Genomic DNA, 12,300 nt, shown 5'->3' with positions numbered 1-12,300 from the left:
GCGTGCATATGCAAAATCGATTACAGCTCAAGCCCTATCGGTCCGTATCGGAGCACATCGACGGTGCCTGGTGGCCGCGAACGTCAAACCTGGTCGACGAGTTGCCGGGCCTGCTGACCGCGGTGTCCGGGCGGCTGGGCGCGGTCGTGATGGTGGGCTACCGCCGCAACGGCTGGCAGGACACCCCCGCGCTGGTGCAGATCGGCGGCCACACGGTCGAACTGCTGGCCTTCACCAGCGACGAGCCGTCCAGCGTCATCCTGATCGGGGAGAACGGCCACCACCTCACACTGCACGTCATCCGCCCGGACGCCGGCGAAGAGGTGGCCCGTCAGGCGCTGGAGCAGGCCCGGGTGCCCGCCGACGACGGGGCGCCGTCGCGCAGCCGGTCAACCGTGGCGCGATCGGTGGCCGACGTCGCCGACAAGCTGGCCCGCCATGAGGGGCTGGGCGACGAGCAACGGACCGCGCAGATCAAACGCTGGTCCGAGGAGGCCGCCGAGCAGTTCGTCGACGCACCCGTCCAGACCTTCGTGCCGATCCTCGTCGAACACATCGTTCGCAACCGCATGGTGGAGTCCCGCAGAGAAGCCCCGTCGGTGCTGCCGGCGAGCCACCCCTGAGCGGCTGAGCGCGTTCGGTGGACGCCGCGCTGATCGACCCCGACCCCGCGCTCCTCGATGCCGCCGCCGTCGTCGAAAAGCTGCGCACCGACGCCGAACTCGGCCTGACCGCCGAGGAGGCCGCCCGCCGGCTCGCCGTCGTCGGCGCGAACGATATCGCGAGCGTTCCGCCGCCGCCGGCCTACCGGAAGCTGCTGGCGCAGTTTCGCAGCCCCCTGATCTACCTGCTGTTCGCCGCGCTGGTCGCCTCGCTCGCCGTCTGGGTTGTCGAGGGGGCCGGCGGCTGGCCGGTCGACGCGGTGGTGATCGCGGTGATCGTCATCCTGAACGCGCTCCTCGGTTACGCGCAGGAAACCCGCGCGGAGCGCGCGGTCAGCGCGTTGGCGCGGATGGCCGCTACCTCGGCGACCGTCCTCCGCGGCGGCGCGCGGCGCACCGTTCCCGCGAGCGAGGTGGTGCCCGGCGACGTGCTGCTGCTCGCCGAGGGCGATGCCGTGGCCGCCGACGCGCGGCTGCTCTCGACCGCGGGGCTGGAGGTGTCGGAGGCCGCGTTGACCGGCTTGAGTGAGCCGGTGCTCAAGGACGCCCGGACGCTGGCGGAGCCTTCGGCGCTCGGGGACAGAGCGGACATGGTGTTCAAGGGCACCGCGGTCAGCACGGGCGTCGGGCGGGCGGTGGTGACCGCCACGGGCATGGCGACCCAGACCGGTCAGATCGCCGGCCTGGTACGCCTCGCCGACCATGAGCCGACACCGTTGCAACGTGAGGTCGCCCGGGCCAGCCGGCTGCTGGGGATCGCGGTGCTGGTGATCGCCGTCGTGGTGATCGCGACCATTCTCCTGGTCTTCGGCATTCACAGCGCCCACGACGTGGTGACGGCGGCGCTCCTGGGCGTATCGCTGGCCGTGGCGGCCGTGCCGGAAGGCTTGCCCGCCATCATGTCGGTCGTACTCGCGCTGGGCATGCGGCGAATGGCGGGCCAGAACGCCGTCGTCAAGGAGCTGGCGTCCGCCGAAACCCTGGGGTCGGCGTCGGTGGTGTGCTCGGGCAAGACGGGCACGCTCACCACCGGGGAGATGACGATCGTGCGGGTCGTCACCCCACTCGGCGAGGTGAAAGTCACCGGCGCCGGGTACCTGCCCGAGGGTCGCCTCGAGCGGGGCGGGTCGGCGCTGCCCGAGGGCGACGACCTGCGGCGCCAGGCCGCCCTGGTGCTCGACGGGGGCGCCGCCGCCGCCTGTAATGCCACCCTCGACGCGCACGACGGTCGGTGGACGATCCGCGGCGATCCCCTCGCCGCGGCCTTCCTGGTGGCCCGACGGAAGCTCGGCGACGGACCCCGCCCGACTCCGGCCGACGTGACGACGGGCGAGCCCGACGAGGTGCTCGGCCACTGCACGCACCTAAAGGCCGGCGATCGGCTGGCTCGGCTCGACGACGCGACAAGGGCCGCGATCCGAAGCGATGCCGAGCGGCTGGCGCTCGACGCCCTGCACACCGTCGCGGTCGCCTGCCGGTCCGGAGGGCACCTGGTGTACCTGGGCATGGTGGGGATCACGGATCCACCCCGACCGGAGGCGGCGGCGGCGATCGCCGAGGCGCGCCGCGCCGGGGTGAGGGTCGTGATGATCACCGGCGACCATCCCCGGGTGGCGGCGCGCATCGCCCGGAAGCTGGGTATCGAAGACGGCGAGTCGGCTGTGTCCGGCGCTGAACTCGCCACGCTGGATGACGAGCAGCTGCGGGAAACGGTGCGCCTGCACTCGCAGTACACCCAGGTCGATCCGGCGGACAAACAGCGCATCATCGACGCGCTGCAGGCCGACCACGAGATCGTCGCCGTGACCGGGGAGGGTATCAACGACGCGCCCGCGCTGAAGGCGGCCGACATCGGTATCGCCATGGGCCGCACCGGTACCGAGGTTGCCAGAGAAGCAGCGAACATGATCCTCGCCGACGACAACTTCGCGACCATCGTCCAGGCCATTCGCGAGGGCCGGGGCATCTTCTCGAACATCAAGAAGACCCTGCGCTACCTGCTGTCCTCCAACATGGGTGAAATCTTCACGGTCTTCTTCGGCGTCGTGCTGGCCGGGGCGATCGGCCTGTCGCAGGGCCACACCGTCGCGCTGCCGCTACTGGCCACGCAGATCCTGTGGATCAACCTGCTGACCGACGGCGCGCCTGCCCTGGCGCTGGGCGTGGACCCGCACACCGAAGACGTCATGAGCCGGCCGCCGCGCACGGCCTCGGATCGGGTCATCGACGCCCGGATGTGGAACAACATCGTCGTGATCGGCGCGGCGGTGGCGGCCGCGACGCTCGTCACGATCCACCTCTACGCGCCCGGCGGACCCCTGCCGTCGTCCCTGGACACCGCCCGCACCGCGGGCTTCACCGTGCTGGTGATCGCCCAGCTGATCAACACCATCAACGCCCGTTCCGAGACCCGGACCGCCTTCCACCGGTTTTTCGCCAACGGCTGGTTGTGGGCGGCGATCGGGTTATCGGCGCTGCTGCAGGTGGCCGTTGTTCAGCTGCCGGTTCTCAACACCGCCTTCACCACCACGCCGCTGTCCCCGAGCCAGTGGCTGGTGTGCGGGGCCATGGCCAGCACGGTCCTGTGGGTCAGCGAGATCCGCAAGCTCATCTTGCGCCACCGGGCATCACGGCCGTGATCGCCTCGATGTCCGCCCGGCTCGGCAGTCCCCAGTCGGGCTGGTAGCCCAACAATTCGTTGACCCGCACCGTCTTCATGTCGATGTCGAGAAGTTCGATGGCTTCCAGCGGCACCAGCGCCGGGTGGACGTAGCCGCAGGTGCGGGCCAGCTGCAGCAACTCGAAGCGCAGGGTGGCGAGGTAGTTGGCGCAGCGCACCGACTTCAGGTCCGGGTCGAGGCCGTGCTGCAGCCACGGCGACTGCGTGGCCACGCCCGACGGGCAGCGGCCGGTGTGGCAGCGCTGGGCCTGAATGCAGCCGATGGAGAACATGGCCGTTCGGCCGACGTTGATCATGTCGCAGCCGGTGGCCAGCGCCAGCAGCGCGTTCTCCGGGATGCCCAGCTTGCCCGACCCGACGAACACCACATCGTGGTGCAGCCCGTGCTCGGCGAAGGCCCGGTAGACCCGGGGCTGCGCCCATTTGAAGGGCAGGGCGACGTGGTCGCTGAAGACCAGCGGGGCGGCGCCGGTGCCGCCCTCCCCGCCGTCGACGGTCACGAAGTCGACGCCCGTCCCGGTGCGGGCCATGCGCGCGGCCAGGTCACACCAGAACCGTTCCTCCCCGACCGCCGATTTGATGCCGACCGGCAGGCCCGTCTCGGCGGCGATGGTCTCCACCAGCTCCAACAGCCCGTCGACGTCACGGAACGCGGAATGGCCGGCCGGGCTCCTGCAGTCCACCCCGACCGGAACGCCGCGGATGGCGGCGATCTCGGGGGTGACCTTGGCGCCCGGCAACACGCCGCCCAGGCCCGGCTTGGCGCCTTGGCTGAGCTTGATCTCGATGGCGCGGATCGCCGGCGTGGCCGCCACCCGATCGATCAGCCGGGGCAGGCTGAAGCGGCCGTCGTCGTCGCGGCAACCGAAGTAGCCGGTGCCGATCTGCCAGACCAGGTCGCCGCCACCCAGGTGATACGGCGACACCCCGCCCTCGCCGGTGGTGTGCAGGGCGCCGGCGAGGGCCGCGCCCTTGTTCAGGGCGGTGATGGCCGCGCCGCCGAGCGCGCCGAAGCTCATCCCGGAGATGTTGACCACCGACGACGGGCGGAAGGCTTTGGCGCGCCCCCGCGCGCCGCCGAGCACCTTTGCCGCCGGCAACGGCACCGCCGGGTCGGGGTGCTCGGGTTCGCCCGCCGGCGCCGCGACGGGGAACGCCGCGTGCTTGATGATCGGATAGTTGTGCACCCGTTCCAGATCGTTGTCGGTGCCGAAGCCGAAGTACCGGTTGGCCAGCTTCGAGGACGTGTACACCCAGCGGCGCTGGTCGCGGCTGAACGGCCGCTCCGCGTCGTTGTCCGTCACGATGTACTGGCGCAGTTCCGGGCCGACGGCTTCCAGCAGGAACCGCAGGTGCCCGATGATCGGGAAGTTGCGCAGGATGGTGTGCCGGCGCTGCAGCAGATCCCACCCCGTCAGTCCGGCCAGGCTCCCGCCGACCAACGCGGCCACCGCCCGGTATTTCAAGAATCGAAATCCGTGTAGACGCCCAGCAGGTCGCGCGCCGACACGATGCCGACCAGCGCACCGTCGCGCTCCACCAGCACGTGGCGGATGTAGCGGTCCATCATCCGGGCGGCGACCTGGTCGACCGACACTTCGGCGTCACACCACACCAGTTTGGTGCTGGCCACGTCGGAGACCGGTGCGGTGGCGAGGTTTCGCCCGGCGGCTACGGCCCGCACGATGTCGCGCTCGCTCACCAGCGCGACCGGCCGTGCCTCGTCGCCGATCACGACGGCTCCCACGTCGCAGGTCACCATGGCCCTGGCGGCGTCGGCGATCGTGGCGTCGGCGGGGACGCGGGCCACGGGGTCACCGGTGATGGTGGAGATCGGGATGGATCCCGGCGTTGATATCTCAGTCACGCCTCCATGCTCGCCAGCGGGCGGCCGGCCTTCTAGTGACCTGAGTCCTCAATCCGCGTCCATCCGGCCCTAGCCCATTCGGGAATGCGGGACCACGCTGGCAGGCATGGGCGCTATGGGACGCCGGGGCTGGTTGCGGCCCGCTCAGTGGGTCGAGCCGATCCTTGCCGTGGTCACCGTCGTCGCGTTGGCGGCCGGGGGGATCGCCTGGCTTGCCGGGGCGCCGCGGGTGGCCGACGGCTGCTGGATCGCGGGCACGGTGGTGGCGTTGCTCCCCGCGGTGGTGTGGGTGCTGGCCGCACTGCGCCGGGGTCGATTCGGGGTCGATCTGATCGCCGTTTTGTCGCTGGTAGGCACGCTGCTGGTGGGTGAGTATCTCGCGGGCGCGCTGATCGCGGTCATGCTGTCCGGTGGGCGGGCGCTGGAGGCGGCGGCCGAGCGCCGCGCGTCCCACGATCTGCGGGCGCTGCTGGAACACGCGCCGCGATTCGCGCGCCGTCGCGTCGGGTCGGCGGTGGACGTGATCGCGCTGGACGAGGTGGCGGTCGACGATCTGCTCGTGGTGGGCCCGGGTGAAGTGGTGCCCGTCGACGGGCACATTTCCGGCCCTGTCGCGGTGCTGGACGAATCGGTCCTGACCGGCGAACCCCTGCAGGTGGAGCGCGGCGTGGGCGAGCCGGTGCGCAGCGGGGTTGTCAACGCGGGCAGCGCCTTTGAGATTCACGCCACCGCCACCGCCGCCGCCAGCACCTACGCGCAGATCGTCCGCCTGGCCGCGGAGGCCGGGGCGGAGAACGCGCCGGTGGTACGGCTGGCCGACCGGTACGCGGCGTGGTTCTTGCCGTTGACGCTGTTGGTGGCCGGGGCGGCCTGGTTCGCCAGCGGGTCACCGGTGCGGGCGGTGGCGGTGCTGGTGGTGGCGACGCCATGCCCGCTGTTGCTCGCGGCGCCGGTCGCGATCGTGTCCGGGCTGTCGCGGGCGTCGCGGCGCGGCGTGGTCATCCGCAGCGGTGGCGCTCTGGAAAACCTGGGCCACGCAACGACTTTGGTGATGGACAAAACCGGCACCCTGACCATGGGGCAGCCCGTCGTCATCGACGTCGCGGCCGCGCCCGGCCGCGATGCGCTCGAGATCCTGCGCCTGGCCGCCTCGGTCGATCAGATGTCTCCGCACGTGCTGGCCGAGGCGATCGTCACCGCGGCGCGGGCCCGCGGTCTGCGGCTGTCGCTGCCCACCGAGGTGGTCGAGGAACCGGGCCGGGGTGTCACCGCAACCCTGGACGGCCGGCGGGTCCACGTCGGCAAACTCTCGCACGACACCGCGACCGCGGAATGGGCCCGCGCGGTGGTCAATCGCGCCCTGCTCGACGGCGCCGCGATCGCCTGGGTCTGCGCCGACGGGCGGCCCACGGGCGCGGTGTTGCTGCGCGACCCGCTGCGTCGCCATGCGCCGCGAACGCTGCGCCGGTTACGCGAAGCCGGGCTGAACCGATTGGTCATGCTGACCGGAGACCGCGCCGAACCCGCCCGCGAGGTCGCCGCCGTCCTGGGTTTGGACGAGGTGTACGCGGAACAAAGCCCGGCCGACAAGGTGGCGGCCGTGCGCGCGGAACGGGACCGTGCGGTGACCGTGATGGTCGGCGACGGGGTCAACGACGCACCGGCGTTGGCTGCGGCCACGGTCGGCGTCGCGATGGGCGCCCGCGGTGCCACCGCGTCCTCGGAGGCCGCCGGCATCGTGTTGACCACCGATCGGCTGGAGCGGCTCGCCGACGCGATGGACATCGCCCGCTGGTCGCGACGCATCGCCGTGCAGAGCGCGGTCACCGGCATGGTCCTGTCGCTGGCGGCGATGGCCGTCGCCGCCATCGGTTGGCTCCCACCGGCCGTCGGCGCGCTGGTGCAGGAGGGCATCGACGTCGCCGTGATTCTCAACGCGCTGCGCGCCCTGCGCGGCGACCCGGACATCGAGGTCGATCTCCCCGCGTCGACCGAGCAGCTGTTGCGGCGCTTCGACGCCGAGCATGACGAGCTGCGCGACGCCGTGGATCTGTTGCGCGACGCCGCCGACCGGTTGGCCGCCGCGCCCGACCAGTCGGCGCTGGAGGCGATCGGCCGCGCGCACGCCGTGCTCACCGAGCGCATCATCCCGCACGAGCAAGCCGAGGAGACGCAGCTTTATCCCGCGCTGGCCCACCCGCTGGGCACCAGCGAAGCGACCGCCCCGATGAGCCGCACCCACGCGGAGATCCAGCGGCTCTCCGACCGGATCGGCGCCCATCTGGCCTTGGCCCAGAGCAGGGGGGCGATCGGCCCCGACCAGCTCGACGACCTGCTCGCCTGCCTCTACGGGTTGCATGCCCTGCTACGCCTGCATTTCCTTCAGGAGGAGGAAAGCTATTTCACCCTCGCCGAGGACGAACCCGGCCCGCGAAAACCGGATGGCCGGGATGCCTTGGCGGACAAGCTATCCCGCTGACGGCGGTCGTTTCATAACGGTGCCGGGCAGCTCCGCGCCGATTTCGATGTCCTCGTAGTCGCGCCCGTCGCCCCGGCCACCCTTGCCGCCCACCGGCGGCCGCATCGGCGCCACCGGCATGGCGGGGGTCTGCCCCGCCCCCGGCGGAAGCGCGGACACCGCCGAGGCGAGCTGCACCGGCGGCTGCGCGCCGGGCAGCATCCCCACCGTCGCCGGCGGCATGCTCAGCTTGCCCACCAGCACGGAAACGCCCAGCGCGCCCCGGGGCGCCAGCGCCCCCGAACCCAGGGCGTTCACCAGGCTTGCATCCGCCGACGCCAGGGCGGCCCCGCCCTCCGCCAGGCCCTGTCCGATGTCGGCGCTGACACCTGAAAGCGCTTGGGCCGCATTGAGCTGCGCCAGGTAGCTGAGCAGGTTGACGGGGAATCCGCCGGCGATGAACTGCCAACCCCAGATGCTGGTGTACCCGAACCAGCCCTTGTTGGGGTCGAAGGGGGTGACGCCGAGCGCGTCGATGATCGACCCCGTGGACGTCTGAGAGCTTGCCAGCGCGTTGGCGGCCGGCACCAGCGAGGCCTGGGTGGAGACGCCCGAGGGGTTGGCGACGGGCGGCGGGGACGAGAGTGGGGAGAGCTTGACGGCGTTCAGCGAGGTTGCGCCGTAGCGATACATCGCCGCCGAGTTGTTGACCCACATGGCGTTGTACTCGGCTTCGGTCTCGGCGATGGCCGGAGCGTTGATGCCGAAGAAGTTGGTGGCCAGCAACAACGCCAGCCGCGCCCGGTTGGCTGCGACGACGGAGGGATGCACCACCGTCCAATGCGTCAATTCGAATGCGGCCGTGACGGTCTCCACCGATGCGGCGATTTCCTGGCATTGCGCCGCGGTGGTCCGCAACCAGGCCAGGTAGGGCTCGAAGGCCTGGGCCATCGCCACCGAGGACGGGCCCTGCCACGTCCCCGCCAGCGACGCCAGCTCTTCGGTATAGCTGCTTGCGGCCGCCTCCAGTTCGGCGCTGAGCTCCTGCCAGGCGCCGGCCGCTTCGATCATTGACCAGGCGCCGGGTCCGGAGTGGATCAGCGCCGAAGTGATCTCGGGCGGCAGCAGCCCGAAATCAATCATGTCTCGTCCAACGCAATAGGGTGCGCGGGACTACTTTGCTTGCGCAACAGGGATTTTGGGCCGCGATTAACCTATCCGGCGGCGAGAATCGACTTCCGGAGTGGGGAGGCGTCATTGGCTCTCATCCCCCGCTTGGCGGTCGGTGAATCACCTTCTTCGGGAGTTCCGCCCCGTATTCAAGGTCCTCAAACTTCTGTTGCTTGCGCTTGCGCCAACCACTGCCCGCGGAGTTGGTTGCCGGCGCCATCATGGGCATGAGCGGCATGCCGGTGAGCCCGGCGTCGGCCGACAGTGGCGACACCGACGATGCGAGTTGCACCGGCGTCTGCGTCGCCGGTAGCAGGCCCACCACCGCGGGCGGCGCGGTCAGCTTGCCCAGCGAAACACCGACCCCCATCGCACCCGCGGCCGCGCCCCCGGGTGCGGCTTGCAACGCACTGGCCAGCCTGGTCACCGACGACGCCAGCGCCCCCTCGCCCTCCGAGAGCCCCAGGCCGATGTCGCTGCCCACACCCTGCAGCGCCTGGGCCGAGGTGTTCTGCGCCAGGTAGCTGAGCAGGTTGATCGGGAACCCGGACGAGATGAACTGGTTGCCCCAGGTGCTGAAGTAGCTGAACCAACCGGCGTTGGGGTCGAAGGGGGTGACGCCGAGCGAGTCGATGATGTTCCCCGTGCTGGAGGCCGAGCTGAGCAAGGAAGCATTAGACACCGCGGCGTTTTGGTTGAGCGTGCCCGTCGGGTTCGTGATGGCGAGCGGCGAATTGAATTGCGACAACGACGTGGTCGCTTGCGACGACGCCGCCTGGTATCGGGTCATCGCCGCGGAATTGTTCGCCCACATGGTCTGGTATTCGTCCTGGGTCGCGGCGATCGCGGCGGTGTTCTGCCCGAACCGGTTGGTGGCCAGCAACTGCGCCAGCCGGGTCCGGTTGGCGGCGACGACCGAGGGGTGCACCACCGCCGAGCGCACGGTGGTGAATGCCACCGCGGCGGACTCTGCCGAGGTGGCCATTTGCTGGGCTTGTTGCGCGGTGGTGCGCAGCCAGATGAGATAGGGCTGTACGGCCTGCAGCATCGCCATCGAGGACGGGCCGTCCCACGAATCGATCAACGACGACAATGCGGACGCGTACACGGCAACCGAGTTTTCCAACTCGACGCCCAAATTCTGCCACGCGCCAGCGGCCTCGATCAGCGAACCCGCCCCGGGACCGGAATGGATTAGCGTCGAGGTGACCTCGGGTGGCGCGAATAAGTCCATCACATCTCACATTGTCTATGCCGGGTACGCGGCCGGAAAATTTCGATTACCAAGTTGCAAAGAGACCGGAAACATTAGGCATTCACCCCCCCAAGGTGCTGCGCGCATCCTTCCCGTCGAGTTCCGGACCGTGAGAACGATATACCGGCGACCTTAGGGTAGCCAAAGTATTAGTCGGCTTCGGCACCTCGAAAACCGGCGCCGACGGACCCTCTAGACGGTCACCGACGCGCCGCGGGGCACCTCGATGATCCGATCGGCCATGTCGCGGCGCTGCATCTCCCGCGTGAATTCGGCCAGCGGCGAAGCGAAGACGCCGTAGTCGTCGAAATGCACCGGAATGGCCTTCGGCAGGTCCAGCATCGACACCAATCCCGCGCCCTGGCGGCCGTCCATGGTTACGGTCAGCCCGAAGGGAAGCCGCGGGCCGGCCGGCAGCCGGGTGCCGCCGAGGTGCAACACGCCGACCTCGATGGAGTCGAACCGCGCCGGGATCTCTTTGAGGTCCTCGATGAGCAGGGTGTCGCCGGAGATGTAGAGCCGGCGCCGGAGTGATCCGTCGGCGGCGGCGAATTCCAGCATGGTGCCCATCACCGGCGGCAACAGCCGCTGGCTCCACCCCGGGGCGTGTCGGCCCGGCAGCGACGTCATGGTGACGGTGGTGGCGCCCTTGGTGATCTTGTGCTGTTCCCACGTCGACAGCCCACTCGCGTTCGCGAAGCCCCGGTGCTGCAGCCGTTTGGCGGCGTGCGGGGTGGTGACCACCGGGAGGTCGTGGTCGAGGCCTTTCTGCGACACGCGGTCCCAGTGATCGCCGTGCATGTGGGAGAGCACGACGGCGTCGATCGGCGGTAGTTCGTCGATACGCAACGCCGGTTCCCTGAGTCGCTTGGATACCAGCCCGTGACCGAGGTAGGCGAGTTGCCCCCGGTGCAGGAAGTTGGGATCGGTCAGCAGCGTCAGCCCGCCCGCCGCGATCAAGGTGGTCGCGTTGCCCACGAACGTCACGGTGATGTCCATAGCCGCGGGCTACCCGATCGCGGGCTGCTCACGCGGCCCGGAAGTTTCCGCTACAGGCCGGGCAAGCAGATGGGTGCTCCGTAGCAAGGTGGCGGACCCAGCGGCCGGCGGGGAGCGTCGCCCTCCCACACGAACTGGCCGACGTTGCCCATCCCCCCGACGGGGACCCAGTACCAGTGATGGCAGACGCCCATATCCCATCGGACATCGGGCATCGGCAACGGCTGCCCCGGGCACCAGTCGTGCGGGACCGTGAAGTTGTCCAGGGGCAGGGGGCCGATCACTTGCGGCGCAATACCGCGCTCCGCCTGGGCCGTACCGGCGGACAGGCCCAGACCCGCCAGCGCCACGCCGCCGGACAGCAGCGTCCCGGTAATGACCTTCCTGAGCTTTTGATTGTTCGACATTGCCTCGCGCCTTTCCTCGACGCTCTGCGATCAGTATCCGCTCGCGCCGACCCCGTCACGGGGGAAGTGGACTACGCGAATCAGCAGATACCGGCCTGTTCGCTACCGATCCCAGAAAAGGGCGTCGCGGAGCAAAGCCGCCCGTGTGGCGCAGGGGTGTTCTACAGTGACGCCCTACCGGGGGATTCGTCGAGGCATCGAGGAGGCCCCGTAATGACAGCGGTCGACGACATCACCAGCCTTCGCCAGCGCCGCGAGGCAATCGTCAATCAGCATGCCGAGGCGGAAAACCGCCACGACGTCGAGGCGACAATCGCCACCTTCGCGCAGCCACGCTACGAGGTGAACGGCGTTCCGAGCGACGGTGAGGATGCCGTCCGGGAGCTGCTGCAAGGCCTCATGGTTGGCCTCCCAGACCTGCACGCCGAGTTCGGCAGGATGCGCCATACCGACGACGCGATATTCGGCGAAGGGCTGATCACGGGAACCCATGACGGCGAATGGGCGGGCATCCCACCAACCGGTCGCCGCATCGAGATTCCGATAGTCGGCATCTTCGAATTCGACGGCGATCGACTGCTATGCGAGAAGGTCTATTTCGACATGGCGAACGTGCTGATTCAGATGGGTGTGCTTCCTCCTATCAGCTAGAAGGGTGGCGGATCGTCATCGCTGGCGGGTGGGGCCGGCCCGCTGGAGCTCACCGATTCGGCTCGCCGGGCCATGCGGGCTTGGTGGTTGTTGCGGCGTTCGGTGGCTACCCGGGAGGCGCGGTCTTGGGCGCGGGTGCGGCGGCGTTTGG

The 12,300-nt window shown here is 69.8% G+C and carries 10 protein-coding genes; 4 read left to right on the top strand and 6 right to left on the bottom strand.

From position 1 onward, the window contains the following. Positions 1 to 8: 8 nt before the first annotated feature. Both A5750_RS00065 and A5750_RS00060 read left to right on the top strand, forming a co-directional pair. A complete protein-coding gene (locus A5750_RS00065; RefSeq protein WP_067260475.1) occupies positions 9 to 623 on the top strand; it encodes a DUF5994 family protein in 615 nt (204 codons plus the stop codon). A 17-nt stretch (positions 624 to 640) separates the two neighbouring features. Then, positions 641 to 3,301 carry a cation-translocating P-type ATPase gene (locus tag A5750_RS00060; RefSeq protein WP_067260473.1) on the top strand — a complete coding sequence of 887 codons (2,661 nt, stop codon included), beginning with the start codon at positions 641 to 643 and terminating at the stop codon, positions 3,299 to 3,301. Here the strand turns inward: A5750_RS00060 and A5750_RS00055 are convergent. Together A5750_RS00055 and A5750_RS00050 are read right to left on the bottom strand one after the other, a co-directional pair. After that, positions 3,270 to 4,808, bottom strand: a complete 1,539-nt coding sequence (locus A5750_RS00055) for an FMN-binding glutamate synthase family protein (RefSeq protein ID WP_067260470.1) — start codon at positions 4,806 to 4,808, stop codon at positions 3,270 to 3,272. The two genes, A5750_RS00060 and A5750_RS00055, sit on opposite strands and share 32 nt — an antisense overlap. Then, complete coding sequence (locus A5750_RS00050; protein ID WP_066949762.1) at positions 4,805 to 5,209, bottom strand: CBS domain-containing protein; 405 nt, start codon at positions 5,207 to 5,209, stop codon at positions 4,805 to 4,807. The genes A5750_RS00055 and A5750_RS00050 overlap by 4 nt, the downstream gene beginning before the upstream one ends. A 115-nt stretch (positions 5,210 to 5,324) precedes the next feature. On the opposite strand from A5750_RS00050, the gene A5750_RS00045 reads away from it, so the two are divergent. Next, entirely contained in the window at positions 5,325 to 7,688 is a 2,364-nt protein-coding gene (locus A5750_RS00045) for a heavy metal translocating P-type ATPase (protein WP_156659310.1), read from the top strand. On the opposite strand, the gene A5750_RS00040 is transcribed toward A5750_RS00045, so the two are convergent. From A5750_RS00040 to A5750_RS00025, 4 genes are all read right to left on the bottom strand, one after another. Next, positions 7,677 to 8,807 (bottom strand): PPE family protein, encoded by a 1,131-nt coding sequence (locus A5750_RS00040; protein ID WP_067260511.1) that lies wholly within the window; start codon positions 8,805 to 8,807, stop codon positions 7,677 to 7,679. The two genes, A5750_RS00045 and A5750_RS00040, sit on opposite strands and share 12 nt — an antisense overlap. Positions 8,808 to 8,931: 124 nt before the next feature. After that, on the bottom strand, positions 8,932 to 10,071 hold the full coding sequence (locus A5750_RS00035; protein ID WP_067260468.1) for a PPE family protein: 1,140 nt from the start codon (positions 10,069 to 10,071) through the stop codon (positions 8,932 to 8,934). Between the two features lie 213 nt (positions 10,072 to 10,284). Beyond that, complete coding sequence (locus tag A5750_RS00030; RefSeq protein WP_066949750.1) at positions 10,285 to 11,091, bottom strand: MBL fold metallo-hydrolase; 807 nt, start codon at positions 11,089 to 11,091, stop codon at positions 10,285 to 10,287. 50 nt (positions 11,092 to 11,141) lie between these two features. After that, entirely contained in the window at positions 11,142 to 11,498 is a 357-nt protein-coding gene (locus A5750_RS00025) for a hypothetical protein (RefSeq protein WP_066949747.1), read from the bottom strand. 213 nt (positions 11,499 to 11,711) lie between these two features. Here A5750_RS00025 and A5750_RS00020 point away from each other — a divergent pair, with 213 nt between their 5' ends. Next, positions 11,712 to 12,149 carry an ester cyclase gene (locus tag A5750_RS00020; RefSeq protein WP_066949743.1) on the top strand — a complete coding sequence of 146 codons (438 nt, stop codon included), beginning with the start codon at positions 11,712 to 11,714 and terminating at the stop codon, positions 12,147 to 12,149. Positions 12,150 to 12,300: the final 151 nt, after the last annotated feature.

Origin of the sequence: Mycobacterium sp. 852002-51613_SCH5001154, from assembly GCF_001667425.1 — a bacterium.
Classification (GTDB): Bacteria; Actinomycetota; Actinomycetes; order Mycobacteriales; family Mycobacteriaceae; genus Mycobacterium.
Note: the sequence above shows the minus strand (reverse complement) of the source record. Positions and strands in the feature narration are given on the sequence as shown.

What these genes read in the sequence shown, in the direction of transcription:
- A5750_RS00065 (WP_067260475.1), top strand. Translation starts at nt 9, where the DNA reads ATGCAAAATCGATTACAGCTCAAGCCCTATCGGTCCGTATCGGAGCAC.
- A5750_RS00045 (WP_156659310.1), top strand. Translation starts at nt 5,325, where the DNA reads ATGGGACGCCGGGGCTGGTTGCGGCCCGCTCAGTGGGTCGAGCCGATC.
- A5750_RS00035 (WP_067260468.1), bottom strand. Translation starts at nt 10,071, where the DNA reads ATGGACTTATTCGCGCCACCCGAGGTCACCTCGACGCTAATCCATTCC.
- A5750_RS00030 (WP_066949750.1), bottom strand. Translation starts at nt 11,091, where the DNA reads ATGGACATCACCGTGACGTTCGTGGGCAACGCGACCACCTTGATCGCG.
- A5750_RS00025 (WP_066949747.1), bottom strand. Translation starts at nt 11,498, where the DNA reads ATGTCGAACAATCAAAAGCTCAGGAAGGTCATTACCGGGACGCTGCTG.
- A5750_RS00020 (WP_066949743.1), top strand. Translation starts at nt 11,712, where the DNA reads ATGACAGCGGTCGACGACATCACCAGCCTTCGCCAGCGCCGCGAGGCA.